This window comes from Thalassotalea algicola (genome assembly GCF_012932965.1).
Taxonomy (GTDB): Bacteria; Pseudomonadota; Gammaproteobacteria; order Enterobacterales; family Alteromonadaceae; genus Thalassotalea_F; species Thalassotalea_F algicola.
Genome location: NZ_JABBXH010000004.1, coordinates 212,748 through 237,091 on the forward strand (window position 1 = coordinate 212,748; position 24,344 = coordinate 237,091).

A 24,344-nucleotide genomic window follows, 5' to 3' on the forward strand; every position below is an offset into this window, starting at 1 on the left:
AGCTTTTTTTGATAAATTTTCAACACTAAGTCTTAGTATTAGAAATCTCTAAATGAAAGTGCAGGTTCCATAACAGGGAAAATTGCTTCTAACACTTCAGCAGTTACAGGTTTACCTTCGCTATTATAAATAGTTAATGCCGTACTATCTTCAATATCAGCTAAGACAAATTGATAACGTTCGTCACCTAATTCAATAACAGGGACATCGTCACCCCAAATTTTATCCCATAAACTTATGCTAGGCTTAGTAAAGTCGACATAATAAATCTTTTTACTTTCATTTAAGTCTGCAATATCAAACCCATAATTTTCGAAAAAGATAGGTAAGTTTGACCAAAGTAAATCTGCTTCCATTTCAACAATATAAGCCGGTTCTCCCACAGGATTCTCACCAATCGTTACGAGCTTCTGATTAGCTCTCATTAAACGATTTTCTCTTTGTTGTAATCGATACTTATAATCAACTGTAGAAGTAATTTCATTAAGCAACGCCATCTCAGAGCGATGTTTATCAATAATATCCGCTTTTTTAGTACTCCCAGACTGATCAGTTTTCATGTAATCAACTAAAGTAACTTGCAGTGATACGCTACGTCCATGAGGTTTTGCAGTAAAATCAAACCTGAATCTTTTACTTTCTGCTACGTCAGTATCCTTAAATACAACACCCGATTCCTTCTCACTATGAAACCAATCAGACTCAATTGATAAACCGTTCGCGTCTTCATTTCGAATAGCGACTTCACTTTCAATTAACTGATCTTTTACAGCAGTTTTTATAAAAGTAAGTAAATCCCTATCCTCTAATACTTTATCGAACCAAATTATTGCTTCACTACTTTCAGGTATAACTCTTGAAGATGCAGCTACAGGTAATACTAATGACGGCGCTCTCACGTCAACTTTAGCACCAATTGGCCCTTGTACCTTATCCTCAGCAACAACCGAAAAATCATCACTTTGTACAGGCTTTGAAAGGTTGTCAGGAACGCTTAACGCGGATTGCTCTTTAACCTCTGTGTACTCAAAATCGCCCGATGCTCGATTATTTTTCCCACTACTACACCCTACTATTGAAAGTGCTAAAATCGATAAATATAAACTACGACGACTCATTAATACTCCTGGAAATTGTGTGTTAAGTCATTTAAGGCTTTTGTTATTTTACTTTGTCCTACACTTGATAGTTCGGTTAATGGTAACCGTAACTTCGCATTACTAATGCGCTTTACGTACTTCAAAGCCCACTTTACCGGTATAGGATTAGACTCAACAAATAAATCTTTATGTAACTGAGCAAGCGTTTCATCTAATAATTGTGCTTGCTGAAATTCTTTTTTATTAATTAATTTTTGAATTTGTGCCATTTGCTTGGGCACAACATTTGCGGTCACTGATATTACACCGTCCCCGCCAAGTTTACAAAACTCAGTGCCTGAAACATCATCACCACTAAGCAATATAAAATCTTCAGGGCAATTATCACGAAGTTCTCTCACTCGCTTAAGCTCCCCTGTTGCATCTTTGATGGCAACGACCTGCTTAAGTTCCGATAATCTAGCAACTAATTCAACAGACATATCACATGCCGTTCTACTAGGCACATTATATAGGGTAATAGGCAAACGACTCGCATCGTGAATAGCTTTATAGTGATCATATAACCCTTGTTCAGTGGGCTTATTATAATAAGGCGTTACCGTTAGTAAACCATCGATACCTGTATTATTTAATGCCTGTGTTAGCGCTACTGCACTTTTAGTGCAGTTAGTGCCATTACCTGCAATGATTTTTATGCGACCATTACTGTGCTTTGCAGAAAACGTTGCTAATTCAATAACCTCTTCTTTAGCTAATGTTGCACTTTCTCCTGTTGTACCAGCAACTACAATTGCTTTAGTACCTTGTTCAACATGCCAATCAATTAATTGTGCTACTGCTGAATAATCTATGCTTTCATTAATCGTAAAAGGTGTTACCAACGCAACCGAACTACCTTTAATCATCAGTATTTATTCACTATTAAAATTGCGCCACATGGTACTTACCCTATGGGTTAAACACAAGCAACTGAGCTAGATAAAGAACACAAATTTCAATTTTAATTAATTAAGCTAAAATTTAACCTACATTTACGGTACAATGCGCGCTTTTTATTTCACTGGAATTCCAGCAGAATGTCTCAATACTTAGTACTAACAGCAATGGGCTCAGACAGAACGGGCTGCGTTAGTGAACTAACTAATTTAGCAAGTGAGTGCGGGTGTAACATCTTAGATAGCAGAATGGCTATTTTCGGTAAAGAATTCACCTTTATTATGCTTTTGCAAGGCGAAGCTCGCGCTATAAACTCGATAGAAGCTAAATTACCGAAAATTGCAGTTGAACTCGAATTAATTACCATGATGAAACGCACATCAGGTTATACAACTATTGAAGGGCAGCAAGAATACCTTGCTGAATATACAGGCATAGACCAACCAGGTATTTTGAAGTCTGTGACTGCATTTTTTGCACACCGCAACATCGACATCTCTTCACTGAAGTCAGATATTGACCCGATAACAAATAATATGAGCGCTAATGTATTATTTACGGTGAATAACGATGCTAACATAGAAGATATTGAAAACGACTTCATTCAACTTTGTCAGCAAATAGATGTTCAAGGTTGCATTACAAAACAATAAATCATAGGAAATATTAATGAATACGCTTCAAGTTGGCGACCAAGCCCCACTGTTTACTTTACCTGATCAAAATAGCAAACCAGTTTCGTTAGCTGACTACGTAGGTAAAAAACAAGTGCTTGTATACTTTTATCCAAAAGCGATGACACCAGGTTGTACGGTTCAAGCGCAAAACCTCAGAGACATTAAAAGTGAGCTTGAAGTGTTAAACACAGTTGTCTTTGGTATTAGTCCTGATGAAAGCAAACGTCTTGATAAATTTTGTCAACGAGACGAATTAAATTTCACCCTACTTTCTGATGTAGACCACAAAGTAGCTGATGAGTTTGGCGTATGGGGACTTAAAAAGTTTATGGGAAGAGAATACGATGGTATTCACAGATTGAGCTTTTTGGTCGGCCTAGATGGCAAAATTAGCCATGTATTTAATAAATTTAAAACGAAAAACCATCATGAAGTTGTTTTAGAAGTTTTAAACTCAGCTAAATAATACCAAACTTCCTCTTAACTATTGAAAAGCGCTTTATAAATTATAAAGCGCTTTTTTGTATTAAGTAGCGGTAACCGTTTGTTCATCTTGAGTAGTTGGCCATGCGTTAACTACCGCCTTTACCAATGTTGCTAATGGTATTGCAAAGAAAACTCCCCAAAAGCCCCATAAACCGCCAAATAAAATGACCGCAATAATAATAGTGACAGGATGTAAGTTAACGGCTTCAGAAAACAATAGTGGCACCAATAAATTTCCGTCAAGAGCTTGAATAATGCCGTAGGCCAGCATGACATAACCAAGTTCAGGGCTTACGCCAAATTGAAATAACGCCACTAACAACACTGGGAACGTTACCAACGTTGCTCCAACATAAGGCACCAGCACTGATAAACCGACTAATACCCCCAGTAACACTGAATAACGTAAATCTAAGAATATAAAGGTAATAGTGCTAGCTGCACCTATAATTAAAATTTCAATCAGCTTACCTCTGATATAATTAAGAATTTGCTGATTCATCTCTTTACCTACCTGCGATGCCATTCTTCGCTCTTTAGGTAAGAATCGAGAGAACCCGGCAACTAACTCCTGTTTATCTTTTAAGAAAAAGAAAATCATTATCGGTACAAGTATCAAATAAATTATTAATGCCACCATGTCTGACAAAGAGTTTAACGTGGCTTCAATCGCTACTTGCCCCCACTCAAGTAACTTATCATTTGTTAAACCAATAATATGTTCAATTTGCTCAGCTTGAACTATATCTGGATATTTCTCTGGCAGCGTCATTAAGTAGCTTTTTACTTCAGTGAACATATGCGGTACTTCTTGCAATAAGTTTGTACCTTGTTGCCAAACGACAGGCATTAGTCCCAATATGGTTACTAAAGAGAGTCCAACAAATGCAGAAACAACAAAAGTAACTGACCAACCATGACCCACACCGACACTTTTTAAACGGTTTACCGGTAAATCTAGTAAAAAAGCAATGGCAATCGCTACGAATACCGGCATTAATAATCCGCTAAGAAAATAGATAGCTAAAAATGCAGTAAATAATATTACGACCAGTGTAACTGCATGTGGATCAGAAAACTTACGTTGATACCATTCCTTAAAAAATCTAACCATAAAAATAAACTACCTAATTGTAATAATAAATTCTTGAATGCTGTCGTCACCTACTTGTGACGTATAACTATGACCGAGCTTATCGAGTAATCTGGGGATATCACTTTTAGAACCCGTATCCTTTAATAACAATCGACAACTCTCCCCTGTTTTCATTTTTTTAAGCATGACTCGAAGTTTCACCAAAGGCAGCGGACAAGCTTCTTTTGTCGCGTCATATTGATAATTCACCATAAATTGTCTTTAAACTCTTTTGTTTGATTATCTAATTTGCGACAATCGAATACAATATTTGTCGTACTTAATGTTTATAAATTGTAAGTAACTCTATGTCAGAACCTTCTCAGATGCCCGGTTTAAAAGAAATTAATTCGCACAAAAAAAAGCTTAACTGGGGTGAAGTACCAGCAATTTATCACATGGTTGCAACTTCTGCTGGCGATCTAGACGGCATTTTAACCCATGGTTTTGAAAGTGGTTATAAAAATTTATTAAATAAAGAAAATTGGAATTTGCCTAAATTAGGTGGCCATAAAGACGAAAATGGTGTTATCACCGTGCAATACAAACCGAAGATTTCATTAAGACATGTTCACAGTGAAATGGGTTACGAACTGCATTGCTATCCAAACGTTAATGGTGAGAGGGTTAATCGCAATATGATTGACTATGCACATTGTCCATTTAAACAATGGATTCCAGAAACAATGCGCAGATTATTTAGAGTAAATACCTTATCAAACTTTATAATGTACATAGTTCAAAATGGTGATGAAGCTGATTTAGCACTAATAAAACACATATACTTTAGAGTCGAAGAGTTAATTAAACTACTTGCTGAATCTTTTGATGTGATTGATGTCAGAGGATATACCATTGCCGAATTCTATCAAGAAGCATATAAGCGAAAAGATGAATTAGATGGCAATATCGAAATTGCACAATTGAACAATGAGACGGAATAACTTTTGATAAAAGTAAAACCCTTTTTAGTAAGTGCGGCGTTGAGCTTTACGCTTACTACAGCAAATGCATCTGCCCAACAACATAATAAAAATGAGTTACCCGAGATTGGTGCAGCAGGCTCTAGTATCCTCTCTATAGATAAAGAGCGAGTCGTTGGCGACGCTATGATGCGCCAATTAAGGGCTACGCAACCTCTGCTAAACGACCCTGTCATGAATGAATACATTAACGACTTAGGTAACCGCTTAGTAAATAACGCACAAGATGTTAATTATAAATTCCGATTTTTTATTATTAATAATAGTGAATTAAATGCATTTGCTTTTTTTGGTGGTCATGTTGGTGTTCATTCAGGCTTGATAACTACTGCAGATAATGAGAGTGAACTGGCCTCAGTGTTAGCGCACGAAGTTTCTCACGTTACACAACGCCACCTAGCAAGACGATTAGAAGCGCAATCAAAAAGCCAACCAATTACAATGGCTGGTATGCTTGGTAGCGTTTTATTAACGTTAGTGAATCCTACTGTAGGTATGGCTGCATTGAGTACGACTATTGCTGCAAGCCAACAAGCTGGCATTAACTACACCCGAGGTAACGAAAAAGAAGCAGACCGGGTTGGTATCGCACTTTTAGTTAATAGTAATTTTGACCCAATGGGCGCACCTAGCTTCTTCGTTAAAATGTCGGAGAAATATCGTTATAAATCTAAGCCCCCTGCAATGTTACTCACTCACCCTTTGCCAGATTCTCGTATCTCTGATGCTAGGCTACGCGCTCAAAATTACCCAAGAATTCAATTACCGCCTAGTTTGGCCTTTGAATTAACAAAATCTCGAATTAAGGCGCGCTATCAAAGCAACGCCAAGGATAATGTCACCTATTACCAGAACTTGATAAACAAACAACAATATGTATTAAAACCAGCGGCAGAATATGGTTTGGCACTCTCTTATTTTGCAAATAAGCAAACAACCAAAGCAAAAGGAATTTTGGAGTCGCTATTAAAAAGCGACACTAAGAATCTTTTCTATGTCGACGCATTAACTGATGTTTATTTAGAGTTAAAATTGTTTGATAACGCGATTACAATGTTAAGTGAATTAAACCTTTTAATGCCAAATAACCAAGTAGTAGCGTTAAATTATGCAAATGCACTTCAACAAGCTGAAAAGTACGCAAAAGCAGAAGAAGTTCTACAAGATTTTTTATTGGTAAAGCCTGGTCACTTGATTGCTTACGACTTACTTAATCAAGTTTATAGAAAATCTGGAAAGACAGCGTTAATGCATACTTCTAAAGCTGAAGTATATGCGTTATTAGGTGCGTATCCAAAAGCAATAGATGAACTTCAAACTGGTTATAATTTTGCTGACGATAAGCCACTTATTCGCAAGCGTATCAAAGCTCGAATTATTCAATTTGAAGATCAACAAGAAAAACTTAAACGATTATAACAGAGAGTATTATGTTAACGATTTACCACAACCCTCGATGCTCAAAGAGCAGACAAACCTTAGCGTTAATTGAACAAGCAAATGCTGAGTGCAACGTCGTTGAATATTTAAAAACACCTTTAGATGAGTCGGCACTTCGTGAACTAGCACAAAAACTAGGTGTTGATGCAATTGAGATGATGCGAACAAAAGAAGTGGAATTTAAAGAACAAAATTTAAAAGGTGCCAGTGAAGATACATTATTTGCCGCGATGGCAGCGACGCCAAAACTTATGGAGCGACCTATTGTAGTAAACAATGAAAAAGCTGTTATCGGTAGACCACCAGAAAATGTGAACTCTCTGCTATAGCCATGAAATCTATCGCAACTAACACATACAAGAAACTAGCATTAACGGGCTATTTTGGCCTGTTAGCATTTATGCCTATTTGGTTACTTTTGCTGGAGCCTAGTAGCCTTGGCCCTTGGCTAGTAATTATTATTTTTATTTTACCACTAATTTTTCCACTCAAAGGGTTAATTAAAGGCAACCCTTATACCTATGCTTGGTCAAATTTTATCGTCATGCTTTATTTTCTTCATAGCCTAACAAGTCTCTGGGTATCTTCTGATAAAGTGTATCCAACAATCGAGCTATTGCTAGCAAGCTTGATGTTTTTTGGTGCAAGTTATTATGCTAAATACCGAGGACAAGAATTGGGTCTTAGTATAAGAAAGCCCAAAGCAGAGACAGAAAAATAAGTAGAACATTCATCAACTTTGAGCATTAAAATATGAACAATCTTCATAAGCTTTCAACAACATTATTGTTAATTTCTTTATTACAAGCTTGTGGAGGCTCGTCTGGCGCTTCAGATGACTCAAATATACCGGATGATGACCAAGCTTATAGTATTGTTATTAATGATCAGCACCTGAAGATTGGTAAAAGTATCGAATTAGTTTTATATGCGCCATCTGCCAATATAACCAACATTAGCTGGCAGCAAACAGACGGTCTACCGTTAGAAATAACAAGCCCGGCTAACAAAGTTTTGAGTGTTATTGCTGATGAAGCAGGAGATTATACTTTCTCGGTTTCGTTCAATGATAATGGCAATACGCAACAGCTAGCTGCCAGCGTTACCATTTCAGATGAAAACGCTCTTTTTACAATACCTAATGGTCAATCAGTGTTAAGTGAAAGTAAAGTATCATTAAGAGCGTACGCGATTAGTGGTAGCATTGAGAGCATTGAATGGACTCAAACTAGCGGTCCTACCATTAGTATTGAAAATACTGACCAAGCGTTACTAATATTTGACGCCCCAGTTGTTAGAAATCAAGACACTGTAGTCACCTTTGAAGCAACCGCTAAAACAAATGGCCAAACAACAACAGACACCGTTACGCTTTTGGTCGAATCCGCAACACAAATACCTGACAATGCCTACTTCGATGAACGTGTAGCAAAAGTATTTCCATATAACGCTGATAGTCCTCATGCTAGTGATTTAGTCCACTGTGTATATAGCAATACACTGTCAAGCTCTTGTAAAATAAGCCAACTGCCTTTACTTGCTAGCGAAACCTTAAATCCAACTGTTGACGACATCATGAATCGAGTCGTTGTTTCTCATCGTTGGATGGGAGACAACTTTAAAGCATTTCTAATCAATCATGATAATCACGACGACTTTAAACGCCTATTAAGAGCGACTACCGCTGTTGTGATTTCATACGATATTAGGCCCTCTTTTTATTGGGCAGCAACTGGCGCTATATACCTTGACGCGAATAATTTTTGGTTAACGCCACATCAACGTGACTCGATCAATGAAGAAGCAGATTATCGCAGTGCTTTTGGAAAAGACTTAAGGTTTACTATTCCTTGGCGTTATGTACGAAACAATGATTACGCTTTCGATTATTATGAAATTAATCAACGACAAACGCGCCCTCTATCTGCTATCACCTATCCATTAGGGTATTTGCTTTATCATGAACTGGCGCATGCAAACGACTTTTTTCCTCAACAGTATTGGGCTGATGTTGATGAAAATGACAGAATTTTAGATGCCGCCTTTAGACAAGCACCAATATCAGAGCAACTGAGCATTATTCACCCACTTAATAGTCAGATTTTAAAAGACCTTGCACAAGTTAGATATGCTGGTACAGAAGCGACTTCACTTGAAAAGTCTTATTTACCTGAAGATATTAGCTTATTATTTGCGCCAGATGGCGGAGTCCACTTTTACAGCTTTAGAACGGAGCGAGAAGACTATGCAATGTTGTTTGAAGAATTAATGATGCAATTTCGCTTTGGTATATACCGAGATGTCGCCGTAACAAATAACCCTGCGCATCAAGAAGATCAAATTAATGACTATATTGTTGATTGGGGGCAGCGTGGTAGATTAGCCGAACCTCAAATCATTGATCGTTTAAGGTTTGCAAGTGAAAATGTATTGCCCGAATTTGACGTAAATCATGCAATCGAACAGTTACCTGCGAGCTTAGCTATGATAAAGGGGTTAAGCTGGAGCAACAACCTGTTACTAAATAGCAAATCAAAACGAACAAGTGCAGATCATAAAATCAATCAAAACAAAGAAGTTCCACAACCTTATATTTATTATTCAAAGCCATTACCTAAACACTAATTTTGTTTACGTTATAGGGAACGCTTCGAGATAAATTAGATGCTAAACTTCGTGATTAAGCGCTTCTTTAACAAAGGGAATAGTTATTTTTCGCTGTTCTCTAATCGACAATTTATCAAGCGTATCTAAATATTGAATCAGCTTAGCCATATCTCGGCTATAGTGGGTAAAGAGATATTTAATAACCTCTGGCTGAATAGATAAGCCTCTTTTAACTGCACGAAACTCTACTGCTGCCATTTTCTCTTCTTCACTGAGAGACTTTAACTGTTCAATGAATCCCCAACTTAAGCGAGACCTTAAATCTGGTAACTCGATTCCCAACTCATTTATTGTGGTTTCACCAGAAATAATTAGTTGCCTACCTTGCTCTTTAACTCGATTAAATAAATCAAAAATTGCTTGTTGCCAAACCAGGTTGCCTGCAATGTGTTGTATATCATCGATACAAATCAAGTCTATTTGCTCTAGGCCATCAAGCGCCTCAACAGACAATAGAGAATGATCTGACATCGAAATACATAACGATGTTTTTCCAAGTTCATCAGCTAAATTGCTTGCGGCGTGTAGTAAATGCGATTTGCCTACCCCTACGCCACCAAAAAGATAAAAACTATTGATATCGCTTTTATCGCCAGCTTTGGCGACAAAATCAGATAAAATGGTGACTACCGTTTCGTTAGTTTTACCAATATAGCTATTAAATGTTTCGTCGTCGGGAAGCTGAACGGCAAGCGCTAGCTGGGCATCTTGCTTCACTAGGGCCTCCAATAAAAAACAGGGTTTGCATCAGGCTCTTCGCCAACCAAAGGGTCAATATATTGCTGTAATTGATCATTTAATTTTAAAGATGCCAGCAGTGCTTTTTTAGAACCTAACAATTTTAATTTAAACCGACGAACTTGTTGTTGAGCACTAACCAATGTCACTTCTTCTACCGCTGAAAGCTCATTTAGAAATCGACTAATTTCCACATACGTTTTTAAGGAAGTTACATTCGCTACATCGATCACCAATTCATTACTTAAATCAGTGGAAGAGGCATAACCTTGATAGATAACTTGTGCTACATCAATCAGCGCTTTATTCAGCAGTGCTTTAGTCGACGTTCCTTCCAGTAACTGACCAAATTGCTGCTGTTCTGAAATCAAGCTCCAATCTAATGCATACCTTACTTGCTCTTGGCATAAAACACCTTCACATTCGTTATCAGCTGGAGGCTCTGATAACAAGCTACTGTTTGATATTCTTATGATTAATGTTGCATCAACAAAATAGCGTGACGATTGTTGTTGTGCTTCACTTGCAAAACGTCCCCATAAATCGGTGATATTTATTGATAAACTATCTTCTAAATCCATTAATGGAAGTAATAGTGGCAAGCCGCGTTGTTGAGAAAATTCGCGAATTTGTTGCGGTAATTCAGAGACGCCAGATTCTGACAAAATATTTCGCTCAAGCTTATTTTCCTCAAGTAGCCATACCAATATCTGGGGTCTTAAACTCCCCCATAATGGTAAGTTGGCTTGCTGAAATAAGACATTGATTTTATTTTCATCAAATAACGCTACCAAAAACAGTTGTTTTTGATCTCTTTCATATCGATATTGCGTTAAATATTGGTTGTAGCGTTTTAATTGCTGCTTAACGGTATTATTGGAAAGTACGCTTTCGTCTCCCCCTACCTTTATCATAACAGAAGCCATTGCTTGCTTAATGGCAACGTTTCGGGCATTGCTCGCTTGAGAATCAACAGCGACCTTTGCTTGATATAAATCGGTAACTTCAACGGCAAAAACAAGGCTTGGGAGCAATAAAGCCGTCAAAAATGTAATTAACTTCAACATTTTGTGTAATTGAATCAAATTCATAGACAGATCCTAACACAATAAGCACAAATTTTTTCATTATTAAAAATAATTTCTGATAAAGATTTTATCCAAGCCGTTGCGCTGGTAGAATATGCGTTTTCAAAATTCCTTTGAACACTTTGAGGTTGCACGTGAGCGAACAAAAACAGTCCCTTAGCTATAAAGATGCTGGTGTTGATATTGATGCTGGTAATGATTTAGTTGAAAACATTAAGGGGGCAGTTAAACGCACAACTCGCCCAGAAGTTATGGGCGGCTTAGGTGGATTTGGCGCAGTTTGTCAATTGCCTACAGGCTACAAAGAGCCAGTATTAATATCTGGCACAGATGGCGTAGGGACAAAATTACGTCTTGCCATTGATCTTAAAAAGCATGACACCGTTGGTATTGATTTGGTAGCAATGTGTGTAAACGATCTACTTGTATTAGGTGCAGAACCACTTTACTTCTTAGACTATTACGCAACGGGTAAATTAGATGTAGACGTTGCTTCAGACGTAGTTAAAGGTATCGCTGAAGGTTGTGTGCAATCAGGTTGTGCGCTAGTTGGTGGTGAAACAGCAGAAATGCCAGGTATGTATCATGCAGGTGATTACGACATCGCGGGTTTTTGTACGGGCGTTGCCGAAAAATCTGAGTTAATTGATGGTTCAAAAGTAGCTGCTGGCGATCAGTTAATTGCATTAGCCTCTTCTGGCCCGCACTCAAATGGTTTCTCTTTGATTCGCAAAGTGTTAGAAGTAAACAATACTGACACATCAGAAATGCTAGGTGATAAGTCAATTGCTGAGCACTTATTAGAGCCGACAAAAATTTATGTGAAGTCGACTTTAGCAATGCTTAAAGAAGTTAAAGCCCATGCACTTTCTCATATTACTGGTGGCGGTTTCTGGGAAAATATCCCGCGTGTATTACCTGAAAATGCACAGGCAGTTATCAATGGAAACAGCTGGCAATGGCCTGAAATTTTTAACTGGCTACAAGACAACGGTAACATTACTACTCACGAGATGTATCGTACATTTAACTGTGGAGTTGGAATGATTATCGCAGTTCCTGCTAATGCATTAGAGCAAAGTTTGGACATTTTAAAAGCAAACGGTGAGAATGCATGGCATATAGGCGAAATAAAGTCTAAAGCTGAAGGTGAAGAGCAAGTAATCATCGAAAAGGAATAGCTTTCGATGTCTAGCCGTATTGTAGTTTTAATATCTGGCAGTGGTACTAATTTGCAGGCAATAATTGACGCCTGCAATAGTGCAGAATACCCTGGTGAAGTTGTTGGCGTTATATCGAATAAAGTAGACGCTTATGGCTTAACCAGAGCCGAACAGGCTAATATTGCCCATCAAGCACTTTCCCATAAATCATTTGATTCTCGAGAGGACTATGATTTAGCTTTAATAGATGCCATTGATACTTATCAGCCAGATATAGTAGTCCTAGCTGGCTTCATGAGAATACTAACACCAGCATTTGTTCAACACTATCTCGGACGACTGGTTAACATTCATCCATCGTTATTGCCAAAATACCAAGGCCTAAATACGCATCAAAGAGCAATTGATGCAGGTGACGAAGAACACGGCGTTAGTGTACATTTTGTTACGGAAGAGTTGGATGGCGGCCCTGTTATTTTACAAGCAAAAGTGCCAATATTTAAAAATGATAGTGCTGACGAGCTAGCTGCACGAGTTCATGAGCAAGAGCATAAGATTTACCCATTAGTCGTGAAGTGGCTATGTGAAGGTCGGCTAACAATGCAACATGAACAAGCTGTCATGGATGGGAATACTCTTCCCGATAGCGGTTATGCTAGCGAATAATTAATTAGTAAAGGTAATGTGTTGATGTTTAAATGTTTGTGTTTGTCTTTAGCGTTAATAGTTCCAATTGCTGCAGCAGAAACCACTTCAACACCTCCTTTAATCAAATCATTTTCCGCTAAATATAATGTGTTGCATAAATCCAAACCTGTTGGAACGGGCACTCGAGAACTTTCTTATTTAGACAGTGGCCTTGCCAAGTATAGCTATCATACCAATATCGAATGGCTAATTTTTTCAGATACGCGCTCTGAAACCACCATTGTAAATGTTGACGGTGCTAAGGTAACTCCTACTCATTATACTTTTAAACGAGAAGGGACAGGTAAAGATAAGTATTATGAGTGGCAATACGACGTTGATAGCAAAACAGCCAAAGATATTAAAAAGAAGCGTGTAAAAAGCATTGAATTTCCAGAAAATATTCAAGATAAGCTAAGTTACCACTTTCAAAATCGATTAAACCTGATAAACAATCCTAAACAACAGCATTTCGTTTACCCTGTTATTAGTACGTCAGGTAAAATTAAGAACTACGTATACCAGTACGATGGTGAAGAAGAACTAATGCTTCCTTATGGTTTAGTAAAAACAATTCGATTAAAACGCGAAGTTGTTGATAAGAAACGAGTGACATATGCTTGGTTTGCTCCAGAATTAAATTATTTACTCGTTAAACTTTATCAAATTAAAGGTGGCGTTGAGCAATTTGAAGCCCAACTTACCGACCTAGCAACTGAGTAAACATCAGTTAACCTAATTACTACTCAATTTTTAACGCGCTAACCAGCGAGTACCGACATACCTTGTTTAAATAAATGCCACGATTTAGCGGTCATTTTATGCCAATCTTCATTATTAGTTAGCGGTTGAGTAGCAATTACCGTCACTATATCGTTATCGGTAGTCTCCTGCTGAAAGTCTACTTCCACCTCAGCATCAATAAGCTTGGCTTCACCAAATGGTGCTTTTCGCGTTATCCAATGTAAATTATTTGAGCAATAAGCAAATAAATAATCTCCGTCGGATAGGATTAAATTAAAAACGCCTAATTGATTTATTTCATCGGCTTTCCGGGCGATATATTGAAATAAGTCTTGAGCGCTAGGTTGGTGTTCACCGAATTGGTAATGCAATCTATCGAGTAACCAACAAAAAGCATGTTCGCTGTCTGTAGAACCGACCGGTACATGCGCTTTAACTGGTAAATGAGCTTTAAAGTCTTTCAACTGACCATTGTGGGCATAGGTCCAGTTCTTACCCCACATTTGCCTGACAAATGGATGGGTATTTTCTAAACATACTGCACCGGAATTTGCTTGTCTAATATGGCAAATAACAGACTCACTTTTTATGGGGTACTCTGTTACTAGCTTAGCAATTTTCGACTCAGCACTTGGTTGTGGATCTTTAAAGCTTCTACAGCCTTTCCCTTCATAAAAGGTAATCCCCCAGCCATCCTTATGGGGACCAGTATTGCCTCCTCGCTGCATCAACCCAGTAAAACTAAAGCAAATATCCGTAGGGACATTAGCACTCATAGCTAACAACTCACACATAGCGTTAATTTATTCTCCTCGTTAAGAGCTATACTTAATACAAGCTAAAACTAACTGTTTTTTCTCCTTTGATCATCAAGTTTATCTATTTTGATCATCAAATAATATTTGAAATTGTTCTTGTATCGATCTAATCTATGTGGTCTGACCTCTTACAAGTAAGGAATGCAAGTGGAATCTTTAATTTGGTTTACCAGCGCTATAATTCTTAGCTGGTTTATGGCTTATACCAGAGCCGCTCTTACAACTTATACATTAGTCTTCGGTATTCTAATGATCGTTGGCTCTGTTTTTAATGTCGTATCTTTTATTGGTTGGCTAATATTTGCAGCAATCGCCCTACCGCTTAATATTACGAGCTTTAGAAAAGAATACATCAGTAAGCCGTTATTAAAAATGTTTAAGGGCATAATGCCCGAAATGTCTCGTACAGAAAAAGAAGCGATTGATGCTGGTACTACTTGGTTTGAGGCGGATCTTTTCCGAGGCAATCCAGATTGGGCTAAATTACATAACTTTCCTAAACCACGCTTATCGGCAGAAGAACAGGCTTTCTTAGACGGCCCTGTTGAAGAGGTTTGTCGCATGTGTGATGACTGGGACACGACACATGATCGTGCCGATTTATCCCCTGAAGTTTGGCAATACTTAAAAGATAACAAGTTTTTTGCCATGATCATCAAGAAAGAATATGGTGGATTAGAATTTAGTGCATACGCTCAATCTCGTGTATTACAAAAATTAACAAGTGTTAGCGGCGTACTTTCAAGCACAGTTGGTGTACCAAACTCTTTAGGTCCTGGTGAATTGTTACAACACTATGGCACGAAAGAGCAACAAGATTACTACTTACCTCGCCTAGTTAAAGGTGAAGAAATACCGTGTTTCGCTTTAACTAGTCCAGAAGCTGGCTCCGATGCTGGTGCAATTCCTGACTTTGGTATTGTTTGTAAAGGAGAGTTTAAAGGCGAAGAAGTATTAGGTATGAAACTTACCTGGGACAAACGCTATATCACATTAGCACCTATCGCAACGGTGTTAGGTTTAGCATTTAAAATGTACGATCCTGATGGCCTATTAGGTGAAGAAAAAGACCTAGGTATAACCTGTGCACTTATCCCTACAGATTTAGAAGGTGTTATAACTGGTCGTCGTCACTTTCCTTTAAATGTGCCATTCCAGAATGGCCCGACGCAAGGAAATGAAGTATTTGTACCACTAGATTATATTATTGGTGGCCCGAAAATGGCTGGCCAAGGTTGGAGAATGCTAGTTGAATGTCTATCAGTTGGACGTGCAATAACGCTTCCGTCAAACAGTGCGGGTGGCATAAAATCAATAGCAATGGCTACAGGTGCTTATAGCCGTATTCGTCGCCAATTCAAATTACCCATTGGTAAAATGGAAGGTATTGAAGAAGCATTAGCGCGTATTGGGGGTAATGCCTACCTAATGGATGCAGTGACCACTATGTCAACTGGAGCTATCGACTTAGGTGAAAAACCATCAGTAATTTCGGCAATTGCCAAATACCACTTAACGGAGAAAATGCGTTCGTCAATAACGGATGCAATGGATATTCATGGTGGTAAAGGTGTGTGTATGGGGCCAGCTAACTATTTAGCTCGTGGTTACCAAGGTGCACCAGTAGCAATTACCGTTGAAGGTGCGAATATCTTAACACGTAATATGATCATTTACGGGCAAGGTGCGATTCGATGCCATCCTTACGTTTTGGCAGAGTTAGAAGCCGCAGGAAATGATAACTTCACTCAAGCTCTTGATGATTTTGATCATGCCTTATTCGGTCATATTGGCTTTGCTACAAGTAATATCTTCCGTAGTCTTTGGACTTCATTATCAGGCTCACGCTTTGTAAATGCACCTTATAACGACAACACTAAGCGATACTATCAATTAATGACTCGCTTTAGCTCTAACTTAGCCATGTTGTCTGACATTGCTATGTTGACCTTAGGCGGTGACTTAAAACGTCGTGAGCGCATTTCTGCGCGTTTAGGTGATGTTTTAAGTTACTTATACTTAGCCTCAGCAACACTTAAACGCTTTAATGATGAAGGTCGTCAAGCTGAAGATTTACCAATCATGCAGTGGGCGGTAGAAGATAGTCTATACAAAACACAAGTAGCAATTGACGAGTTAATTTCTAACTTTCCTAACAAAGCTGTAGCAATAGCTCTTCGTGCGATTATCTTGCCATTTGGTTGTTGGTTAACAAAACCGTCAGATAAACTAGACCATAAAGTATCTCGCATTTTACAAACACCAAGTGAAGCTCGTAATCGTATCGGCCAAGGCCAGTACTTAACGAGAGAATCTGAAAACACTTTAGGTATGTTAGAGCAAACATTAGATGATATTTTGGCAGCAGAGCCTATTTTCGACAAAGTATGCCGCGCTGTAGGTAAGAAATTACCATTTTATCGACTAAATGAAGTGGCTGAACAAGGCCTTGCTATAAACGCTATTACAGAAGAAGAAGCTGATTTACTTCGTCGTACCGAAACAGGTCGTAAAGCGGTTATTGATGTCGATGACTTCGATCCAATGGACTTAGCAGCTAATAAAGCATTGGTTGAACAAGTGAGTAACAAACAAGAACACGCAGCATAACCCTACATTGTTATTAATAAAAACCTGCCTAGCGCAGGTTTTTTTATTTCCGACGGTTAACAAAACTGGCCTCTATCTAACTGTAACCATTAAACTTATTTATAGGTATCACTAGTTTCAGCGTACACTTGTGACAAACATAATAGTATTGTTTGCACAAAAATGACGATAAAATACTCGCTATATTTAGTTAACAACTGCTCAGGAAAAGGATAGAAATTTAATGCTATCGGGTTTACCAAGTTTTATTCTAATGCCATTCGCTTTTATTTTGTTTTGCTTTAATTTGGCATTTAGTGGAACCTTTGTATTTCTAGGCGGTTTATTAAAATTTTTAATTCCTATTAAAGCATTTCACCATATGCTTTATCGCCCTATGCATACCTTTTATCGTCTTTGGGCATACAACAACACATTAATAATCAAGCTGGTTAATCCTGTTCAATGGGAAGTTATTGGTGCGGAGCATTTAAGTAAAGATGCTTGGTATTTAATGCTGGCAAATCATCAGAGTTGGTTAGATATTTTAGTTATTGCAGAATTAGCGCGCCAACACACACCAGAACCAAAATTTTTTCTAAAAGAATCTCTAAAAAAAGTGCCCTTTCTAGGTATGGCGTGCTGGGCTTTAGATATGCCTTTTATGAAGCGTTACAGTAAAGCGTTTATAGAAAAGCACCCTCACCTTAAAGGGCAAGATATTGAAACAACAAAACGCTCTTGCCAATCGTTTCAGTCAAACCCGACATCAATTATTAATTTTGTCGAAGGCACACGAATAACCAAAACCAAACACCAAACTCAGCAAAGCCCTTTTAATTACCTGTTAAAACCGAAGGCTGGTGGCATCGCGTTCACTTTAGCGACTTTAGGTGAACATTTTGACAAGATATTGAACGTAACACTAATCTATCCAGATAACCGCGGCCACATTATGAAAGATATGCTTAAAGGTCGCCTAACTAAAATTGTCGTTCATGTTGAACAAATTGAAGTTACTGACGCATTAATTGGTGACTATTTTGCTGATGAGGCGTTTAAAGATAATTTTCAACTTTGGTTAAATGAGCAGTGGCAAGCAAAAGATGCATTAATTCAGCAGCTTTATCATCAAAATGCGCAAGAATCTGTGGTTAACTCTCAACTCAACCAGCACGGTTCAGTGTGACTTAGACCCCCTCTCAAATTAAATCACCTTGGTAGTCACGTGAATAACCTCACTGAATAAGTAAATATCCCTACACGCTACTTACGCATAATAATTTGGTTAACACATTACTTACACAACCTGTAATTCCTTGCAGCGATTACAACCAAAAAAACCGTAACGTGCACTTTCAAGCCCTTTCCTACATAACCTCGCTAAAACTGAGGACACATTTAAGAAGGCTTTCTTATACTCAAAAGACATAATATAGGCGCTTTGGTCAACTACTTTTGATTTGATGCAAGAATAATTTTGCAGAATATCATGCGTATTAGGAAAAACTGCGATGGGAGTATAGCAAATGCCACAGAAGGTAGGCGATTGAGTGTTTCAAGAAATAATATACGAAGATAACCGTATTAGACATATCTAATTATAAGTAAATATTGGCGGAGTGGACGGGACTCGAACCCGCGACCCCCGGCGTGACAGGCCGGTATTCTAACCAACTGAACTACCACTCCGCGAAATTTACTCAAGAGATGTGATTTATGCAACGTATTGGCGGAGTGGACGGGACTCGAACCCGCGACCCCCGGCGTGACAGGCCGGTATTCTAACCAACTGAACTACCACTCCGCATTTAAAACTCTGCAAATCAACAACAACTCGTTGAATGCGGCGTGAATATTACGGATATGATACTTATCCGTCAACCACTTTTTTAATATTATTTTTCAAGTGCACATTTCATCGCCAAAGCGGGTGAAATTGCACCAAAAAATCTACTCTTGCAGCGCTGTTTTTTGCTTTTTACGGCGACGCCAGTAATAAATACCAAAGCCGAGCGCTGCCATAAAGAACACAACACCATTAGCAATACCAATAAACATTAGGGTTTCTTTTTGTTCAGCTTCTTGCTCTGCTAACTTTTGCTCTTTAATTAATGCCAATTCTTCTTCTACGCTAATTTTCTCCGGCTCAGCTTCAAGCGTTTCTTCATTTACCTCTTGGGCCACTTGAACAATGTCGCCATCTTCATTAACAACCGAGATCATCGCACCAGCTTTGCGCTCAACGTTAAAGGTATATTCTGGTACCACTAACCGAAATTCTCGACCATGAATTGTTTCACCAAAAGCACTCACTTTAACGCGATGTATTCCAGGTTCAGTATAACCCACTTCATGAGTACGAGAGTCCCCTGCTCCCTCCATTATTGAAAACGGCTCCTCTTGTCTATCTGGGTAAGTTATTTTTCCTTGAAAAATGAGGCTATCAGGATTAACTAAATCTTTATTAATCAAAAAATGAATTTTATGGAATTCTTCAATTTCTGCCGTTGGCTCTGCTTCTAAAGTTATCGGATTTGGCTGAACGATAATAGGCTTTTGCCTTAACTCTCGGCTCGCCATCGGTAACTTTATATGATAGATAGGCACCCATTCACCTGGAGCAAAAGTTAATTCAAACTCGCCAGTAAATACACCATCGTTAGCATATTCATCGAGGTTTCGGCCATCATCACGAAATGAAGTTAACTGAACCGGTTCAGCTCCAAAGTTATTAAACGCAGAGTTGTTAGTGCTAAAAAAGTCGACATCTAAGCGTACAACGTCTTTAAATGTTGGCGTATCAATGGCAAATTCACCATTAAAAAGTTTTCCAGTAATTTTTAATGTTTCACCTGACAGCATAACTTCTGGTAACGGAGCAACATCAATTCGAACTTCTGACATAACCATTATATGGCTGCCAGGCTCAACTTGGCCAATTACCTGCCATGGACCTGGCATAGGCTTTTTAATTTTAACCATATCGAACGTTCGATCATCAAACCACTGTACTTTCTCTTTATCCAGCTGGTTTATTTTAAGTTTGCTGCCATCTGGACGCACTAGAATGATCGGAGGCGATCCCATTTTTCGATAAAACAGTAAGGTAATTTCTTCAAGTTCTGCATCAATTCTAAATCGATTATCAAAATACGGGATTTGATTAGTCACGTTATCAACATCATAATAATCGATCTTTGCACTTGGCATAGATTTTTTAACTTGCTCTGCTTCAGCAGGCACGTTTTCCAGCGTGTTATCTATTACTTCTTGCGCATAAGCATTAAACAGTACTGTTAACGAAAATAAAGCGAATGACCAACCTACTTGGGCCATAAAGGCGTTCCCCCTTTTTCTTCGACAATTGCTAATCTATTATTGTGGGCAACTAATTCATCGGCAGATGCCTTTATAACCTTTAGGACTTCTCGGTCTGAAGACAACCTTTTTATTCCACCACCATCGTTATCACCTGAACCATCATCTGCATTCAAATTAAAAGTAGCTTGCTTACGCGTCATTTCGATGTAGACATAAGCAAGTAATTGCGCATCAATCAAAGCCCCGTGATAGGTACGATCGACAAGCTTATCGACACGATAATGCTTAGCAAGGAAATCTAGCGTTTTAGGTGAGCCGAATTCTCCTTTAGAGACATCTAAAGTATCAGTTACCGTACATATATCATTTGTTAACGGTAAATTTCTGCGAGCCATTTCAAACTCATGATCCATAAACCCGACATCGAATTTAGCATTATGAATAACTAACTCTGCACCTCGAATAAATTCTATGAAATCATCGGCAACTTGGTTAAATAATGGTTTATCCGCTAAAAACTCGTTAGTTAATCCATGTACATCAATAACTTCCTGCTCCATCTGGAACATAGGGTTAATATATGCGTGATAAGTTCTGCCGGTTAATTGTCGATTAACCATCTCAACACAGCCAATTTCAACAATGCGGTGGCCTTCTTTTGGGTTTATACCCGTGGTTTCAGTATCCAAGATAACTAGGCGTTCATCTTGATTAATAGGGTTGGTCACTTAACTGCCTTTTGTAACGATGCTATTAAATTTTCTAGCATTATAAAGAAATTTCATAGGATAATGAAAAACGTTACACACATTCGCGTAATATGTCGACAAATGCTTCATAAGAAACAACTAATAAAGGCAATGATTAAATGCAAAAGCACGTAAAAATTTATACTGATGGTTCATGCTTAGGTAATCCTGGCCCTGGCGGCTATGGCGCATTGCTCGTATATAAGCAACACAACAAAGAACTTTCACAGGGCTACACAGAAACAACCAATAATCGAATGGAATTACTCGCACCGATAAAAGCATTGGAGTCGTTAAATGAGCCATGTAAGGTCACTATCACCACAGATAGTCAATACGTTAGGCAAGGCATTACTAATTGGATTCATAACTGGATTAAAAATAATTGGCGAACCGCTAGCAAGCAACCGGTTAAAAACGTCGATTTATGGAAACTACTTTACCAAGAAGTTCAGCGCCATGAAATTGATTGGCAATGGGTTAAGGGACATTCAGGACACCCTGAAAATGAACGCGTCGATGATTTAGCGCGAATTGCCGCATCTGGCAAAAACTTAGTTGAAGATAAAGGGTTTAATCAGTAACCGTCTTATTTCAATAAAAAACGAAGTCTAAATCCAAATAGCAATTGGCTGTGTATGTAATAAATTACAGATAAAATAAGCAATTAGTACAACAATTATAATTTTATTGCGTTTAATGGTTGACCTTTGCTTTTTTATTCCCAAAATATATATCTTATATTTTTAGGTTATTAAGCCGTTGATTTGAGTCACATGCAGCCAGTTATCAAACACTTTTTCCATTCCGCTTCGTTTACGCTTACCTATGTCGTTTCTTGCCCTGAAACAAAACAATGCGCCATTATCGACCCAGCATTAGATTTTGATATTTTTTCTAGCCATATCGATACTTCGTTCGCTCAGGAAATCATTGGCTATGTTAAGAAACAATCACTCGAAGTTAAGTGGATCATGGAGACACATGCCCATGCTGACCACGTTACTGCTGCAAGCTATTTGAAAAAAAAGCTAGGTGGTCAATTAGTTTGTGGTCGTGATGTTACCTCTGTTCAATCAACTTTTAAGGAGCTTTTTAACTTTCCTGATTTTAAAGATGATGGTAGCCAATTTGATTTGCTCGTCCGTGATGGCGAATCTTTTGATTTAGGTAAGCTTACGTTTAAAGTAATGAGTACACCGGGACATACACCTGATAGCGTAACTTATGTGATAGGCGACCATGCATTTATTGGTGATACGTTATTTATGCCAGACTCTGGTTCTGCACGTTGTGACTTTCCAGATGGTTCAGCTGCATTGCTATACCAGTCAATTCAGAAAATATATCAGCTTGATGACAACGTAAAACTTTACATGTGTCACGATTATCAGCCAAATGGCCGAGAAGTTGCGTACTATTGCACAGTTGCTCAGCAAAAAGCAGAGAATATACAAATATGTAGCAATATAAGTGAACAAGCCTATATAGAAAAACGGGAGCAAAGAGACGGAAAGCTTGCCGTTCCGCGTTTAATTTACCCCTCATTGCAACTTAATATTCGAGCTGGCCAACTACCAGGACCAGAATCTGATAACCAGTACTTCCTAAAAACCCCTATTTTCGGAGTGGAAAATTTAAATTAAGCATTATCTTATTTATCTGGCAACGGCTCAGGAAACTCTTCAATATTTAGCTTGAGCCGTTTGCTTTTTATACAAATTAGTATGCAGATTGCGGCAAACAAAAGTTGGACAACAACGATAGTAAAACTAGTGAGTTGCCATTGAATGTAAGCAACGCTTACCACTAACATATCAATAACTAAAGCAACTATGATTAGCTGTAGAACCCTCGGCCACAAATTTATTACCCAGCTTGCTGCATTTGGTCGACGCAAACTAATTAGCAGCAAGATAAATAGTCCTAAGCTACCGGAAACTAAATTTAGGTAGAACATCGAACTATTAGGGTAAATTAACTCTATTATTCCTGTTCTATCATTAAAGTTAGTTATGGTCATCAACCATACTAAATAGCCTCGTAACAAAAATAACAAAGCAATATAGAGTGTTTTTGAGAGTTTTACGCAATCGAAACGATCAAAATCACTTACGGTAAAGTTTTTAAGTTTATCGGACATTTTACGATTTAGCGTTTCGTTCTTGCCATAGTAAGTCTTGCCCCACCGTAATTGCTCTCACCGCCTTAGACATAAACTCACGACGATATAAGGTATATACGACTAATATGCTCGATACAATAAAAACAATAGGGTGAAAAAACCAACACAATACCGCTAATGAAAAATAGTAAGAACGCAACCCGTAGTTATATGAATGTGCGGCCTGATCTTGCACCACTGCCATTTGCCTAGCATATTGTTTTAAGTTTTCATTTTTACCTTCCAGATCTATCGGAGCCGCTCCTACCATGACATTTAAGAAGCCATATTGACGCATAGACCAAGTAAAGTGAAAAAACGCCAATACGAATATAAAAGTTACCACTGCTAGTTTTAATTGAATACCGAGGTGTGTGGACATATCAGCATAAGGCAGCGAACTAATAACACTTTCAAGCTTTTCTATTTGAGCAAATAAAGTCAAAATACCAGCTATTACTAGTAACGAAGTGGATGCAAAGAATGCGATATTTCGTTCTAAGTTTGCCAAAAGAGCCGCTTCTGTCACGCGAATGTCTCTAGTGATCAGCTCATACATCCAATGAATTCTATGTTGATGCAAACAGCGAGCAATACAGTTTGTCGTTTTAGCTTTTTTGCGAGCAAACATGGTATAGCCTGACCAACACGCCAAAAATACGGCAATTGCTATAATATCTAACCAACTAAAGGGCATAACCAAGTTTCCGATTCCTTATATTTATCCCGTTACTTTAATGTATTTGAATAGTCGTAAATAATCTATCCTAAAACTTTGCCAACATTCCAAAAAATAACACTTTTTTTACATTAAATTTTACATATTTCACTTTATCTTAACTACACTGCACTT

25 protein-coding genes and 2 tRNA genes are annotated in these 24,344 nt (G+C 38.1%); 14 read left to right on the plus strand and 13 right to left on the minus strand.

Annotated features, from left to right (window positions below; genetic code table 11):
• Nucleotides 1-38 precede the first annotated feature (38 nt).
• Both bamC and dapA read right to left on the minus strand, forming a co-directional pair.
• Complete coding sequence (bamC, locus tag HII17_RS12970; RefSeq protein ID WP_169075805.1) at nt 39-1,118, minus strand: outer membrane protein assembly factor BamC; 1,080 nt, start codon at nt 1,116-1,118, stop codon at nt 39-41.
• Nucleotides 1,118-2,008 carry a 4-hydroxy-tetrahydrodipicolinate synthase gene (dapA, locus tag HII17_RS12975; RefSeq protein ID WP_169075806.1) on the minus strand — a complete coding sequence of 297 codons (891 nt, stop codon included), beginning with the start codon at nt 2,006-2,008 and terminating at the stop codon, nt 1,118-1,120. The genes bamC and dapA overlap by 1 nt, the downstream gene beginning before the upstream one ends.
• 171 nt (nt 2,009-2,179) lie before the next feature.
• Between dapA and HII17_RS12980 the strand changes: the two genes are divergently transcribed.
• Both HII17_RS12980 and bcp read left to right on the plus strand, forming a co-directional pair.
• The gene (locus HII17_RS12980) at nt 2,180-2,692 is read left to right on the plus strand and encodes a glycine cleavage system protein R (protein ID WP_169075807.1); all 513 of its coding nucleotides are present in this window, start codon (nt 2,180-2,182) and stop codon (nt 2,690-2,692) included.
• Between the two features lie 16 nt (nt 2,693-2,708).
• Nucleotides 2,709-3,182 carry a thioredoxin-dependent thiol peroxidase gene (bcp, locus tag HII17_RS12985; protein ID WP_169075808.1) on the plus strand — a complete coding sequence of 158 codons (474 nt, stop codon included), beginning with the start codon at nt 2,709-2,711 and terminating at the stop codon, nt 3,180-3,182.
• A gap of 60 nt (nt 3,183-3,242) precedes the next feature.
• Here bcp and HII17_RS12990 read toward each other — a convergent pair whose 3' ends face one another.
• Both HII17_RS12990 and HII17_RS12995 read right to left on the minus strand, forming a co-directional pair.
• Nucleotides 3,243-4,316 (minus strand): AI-2E family transporter, encoded by a 1,074-nt coding sequence (locus HII17_RS12990; RefSeq protein ID WP_169075809.1) that lies wholly within the window; start codon nt 4,314-4,316, stop codon nt 3,243-3,245.
• A 9-nt stretch (nt 4,317-4,325) separates the two neighbouring features.
• Nucleotides 4,326-4,550, minus strand: coding sequence for a sulfurtransferase TusA family protein (locus tag HII17_RS12995; RefSeq protein ID WP_169075810.1), 225 nt, complete (start codon nt 4,548-4,550; stop codon nt 4,326-4,328).
• 95 nt (nt 4,551-4,645) lie between these two features.
• Here HII17_RS12995 and HII17_RS13000 point away from each other — a divergent pair, with 95 nt between their 5' ends.
• From HII17_RS13000 to HII17_RS13020, 5 genes are read left to right on the plus strand one after another with little or no spacing between them, the layout of a single operon-like run.
• On the plus strand, nt 4,646-5,281 hold the full coding sequence (locus HII17_RS13000) for a hypothetical protein (protein WP_169075811.1): 636 nt from the start codon (nt 4,646-4,648) through the stop codon (nt 5,279-5,281).
• Between the two features lie 3 nt (nt 5,282-5,284).
• Nucleotides 5,285-6,739 carry a beta-barrel assembly-enhancing protease gene (bepA, locus tag HII17_RS13005; RefSeq protein ID WP_211185358.1) on the plus strand — a complete coding sequence of 485 codons (1,455 nt, stop codon included), beginning with the start codon at nt 5,285-5,287 and terminating at the stop codon, nt 6,737-6,739.
• Nucleotides 6,740-6,750: 11 nt separating this feature from the next.
• Nucleotides 6,751-7,089, plus strand: a complete 339-nt coding sequence (gene arsC / locus HII17_RS13010) for an arsenate reductase (glutaredoxin) (protein WP_169075812.1) — start codon at nt 6,751-6,753, stop codon at nt 7,087-7,089.
• A gap of 2 nt (nt 7,090-7,091) precedes the next feature.
• The gene (locus tag HII17_RS13015) at nt 7,092-7,481 is read left to right on the plus strand and encodes a DUF2069 domain-containing protein (protein WP_169075813.1); all 390 of its coding nucleotides are present in this window, start codon (nt 7,092-7,094) and stop codon (nt 7,479-7,481) included.
• 32 nt (nt 7,482-7,513) lie between these two features.
• Nucleotides 7,514-9,385 carry a PKD domain-containing protein gene (locus HII17_RS13020; RefSeq protein WP_169075814.1) on the plus strand — a complete coding sequence of 624 codons (1,872 nt, stop codon included), beginning with the start codon at nt 7,514-7,516 and terminating at the stop codon, nt 9,383-9,385.
• 42 nt (nt 9,386-9,427) lie between these two features.
• On the opposite strand, the gene hda is transcribed toward HII17_RS13020, so the two are convergent.
• On the minus strand, nt 9,428-10,144 hold the full coding sequence (gene hda, locus HII17_RS13025; protein WP_169075815.1) for a DnaA regulatory inactivator Hda: 717 nt from the start codon (nt 10,142-10,144) through the stop codon (nt 9,428-9,430).
• A complete protein-coding gene (locus HII17_RS13030) occupies nt 10,144-11,256 on the minus strand; it encodes a DUF2066 domain-containing protein (protein ID WP_169075816.1) in 1,113 nt (370 codons plus the stop codon). Before HII17_RS13030 ends, hda begins: the two co-directional genes overlap by 1 nt.
• A gap of 131 nt (nt 11,257-11,387) precedes the next feature.
• On the opposite strand from HII17_RS13030, the gene purM reads away from it, so the two are divergent.
• The 3 genes from purM to HII17_RS13045 are packed head-to-tail and all read left to right on the plus strand — an operon-like array spanning nt 11,388 to nt 13,826.
• The gene (purM, locus tag HII17_RS13035) at nt 11,388-12,434 is read left to right on the plus strand and encodes a phosphoribosylformylglycinamidine cyclo-ligase (protein WP_169075817.1); all 1,047 of its coding nucleotides are present in this window, start codon (nt 11,388-11,390) and stop codon (nt 12,432-12,434) included.
• A gap of 6 nt (nt 12,435-12,440) precedes the next feature.
• Complete coding sequence (gene purN / locus HII17_RS13040) at nt 12,441-13,082, plus strand: phosphoribosylglycinamide formyltransferase (RefSeq protein WP_169075818.1); 642 nt, start codon at nt 12,441-12,443, stop codon at nt 13,080-13,082.
• Between the two features lie 24 nt (nt 13,083-13,106).
• Nucleotides 13,107-13,826 (plus strand): DUF3108 domain-containing protein, encoded by a 720-nt coding sequence (locus HII17_RS13045; protein WP_169075819.1) that lies wholly within the window; start codon nt 13,107-13,109, stop codon nt 13,824-13,826.
• Nucleotides 13,827-13,864: 38 nt separating this feature from the next.
• Here HII17_RS13045 and HII17_RS13050 read toward each other — a convergent pair whose 3' ends face one another.
• Nucleotides 13,865-14,641, minus strand: coding sequence for a class II glutamine amidotransferase (locus HII17_RS13050; protein WP_169075820.1), 777 nt, complete (start codon nt 14,639-14,641; stop codon nt 13,865-13,867).
• A gap of 171 nt (nt 14,642-14,812) precedes the next feature.
• On the opposite strand from HII17_RS13050, the gene fadE reads away from it, so the two are divergent.
• Both fadE and HII17_RS13060 read left to right on the plus strand, forming a co-directional pair.
• A complete protein-coding gene (gene fadE, locus HII17_RS13055) occupies nt 14,813-17,275 on the plus strand; it encodes an acyl-CoA dehydrogenase FadE (RefSeq protein WP_328824538.1) in 2,463 nt (820 codons plus the stop codon).
• A gap of 223 nt (nt 17,276-17,498) precedes the next feature.
• A complete protein-coding gene (locus HII17_RS13060) occupies nt 17,499-18,443 on the plus strand; it encodes an acyltransferase (RefSeq protein WP_169075822.1) in 945 nt (314 codons plus the stop codon).
• A 426-nt stretch (nt 18,444-18,869) separates the two neighbouring features.
• Here the strand turns inward: HII17_RS13060 and HII17_RS13065 are convergent.
• The 4 genes from HII17_RS13065 to dnaQ form a co-directional block, all read right to left on the minus strand.
• Nucleotides 18,870-18,946 (minus strand) — tRNA-Asp (locus HII17_RS13065).
• 38 nt (nt 18,947-18,984) lie between these two features.
• Nucleotides 18,985-19,061: transfer RNA gene (locus HII17_RS13070), tRNA-Asp, on the minus strand.
• Nucleotides 19,062-19,207: 146 nt separating this feature from the next.
• A complete protein-coding gene (locus tag HII17_RS13075) occupies nt 19,208-20,593 on the minus strand; it encodes a TIGR03503 family protein (RefSeq protein WP_169075823.1) in 1,386 nt (461 codons plus the stop codon).
• A complete protein-coding gene (gene dnaQ / locus HII17_RS13080; RefSeq protein WP_328824539.1) occupies nt 20,581-21,306 on the minus strand; it encodes a DNA polymerase III subunit epsilon in 726 nt (241 codons plus the stop codon). The genes HII17_RS13075 and dnaQ overlap by 13 nt, the downstream gene beginning before the upstream one ends.
• Nucleotides 21,307-21,446: 140 nt before the next feature.
• Here dnaQ and rnhA point away from each other — a divergent pair, with 140 nt between their 5' ends.
• A complete protein-coding gene (gene rnhA / locus HII17_RS13085; protein WP_169075824.1) occupies nt 21,447-21,911 on the plus strand; it encodes a ribonuclease HI in 465 nt (154 codons plus the stop codon).
• A 192-nt stretch (nt 21,912-22,103) separates the two neighbouring features.
• Nucleotides 22,104-22,973, plus strand: coding sequence for an MBL fold metallo-hydrolase (locus HII17_RS13090; protein ID WP_169075825.1), 870 nt, complete (start codon nt 22,104-22,106; stop codon nt 22,971-22,973).
• An 8-nt stretch (nt 22,974-22,981) separates the two neighbouring features.
• On the opposite strand, the gene HII17_RS13095 is transcribed toward HII17_RS13090, so the two are convergent.
• Together HII17_RS13095 and HII17_RS13100 are read right to left on the minus strand one after the other, a co-directional pair.
• Nucleotides 22,982-23,470 (minus strand): DUF2919 family protein, encoded by a 489-nt coding sequence (locus tag HII17_RS13095; protein WP_169075826.1) that lies wholly within the window; start codon nt 23,468-23,470, stop codon nt 22,982-22,984.
• A 1-nt stretch (nt 23,471) separates the two neighbouring features.
• A complete protein-coding gene (locus tag HII17_RS13100) occupies nt 23,472-24,188 on the minus strand; it encodes a DUF599 domain-containing protein (RefSeq protein ID WP_169075827.1) in 717 nt (238 codons plus the stop codon).
• Between the last annotated feature and the right edge of the window lie 156 nt (nt 24,189-24,344).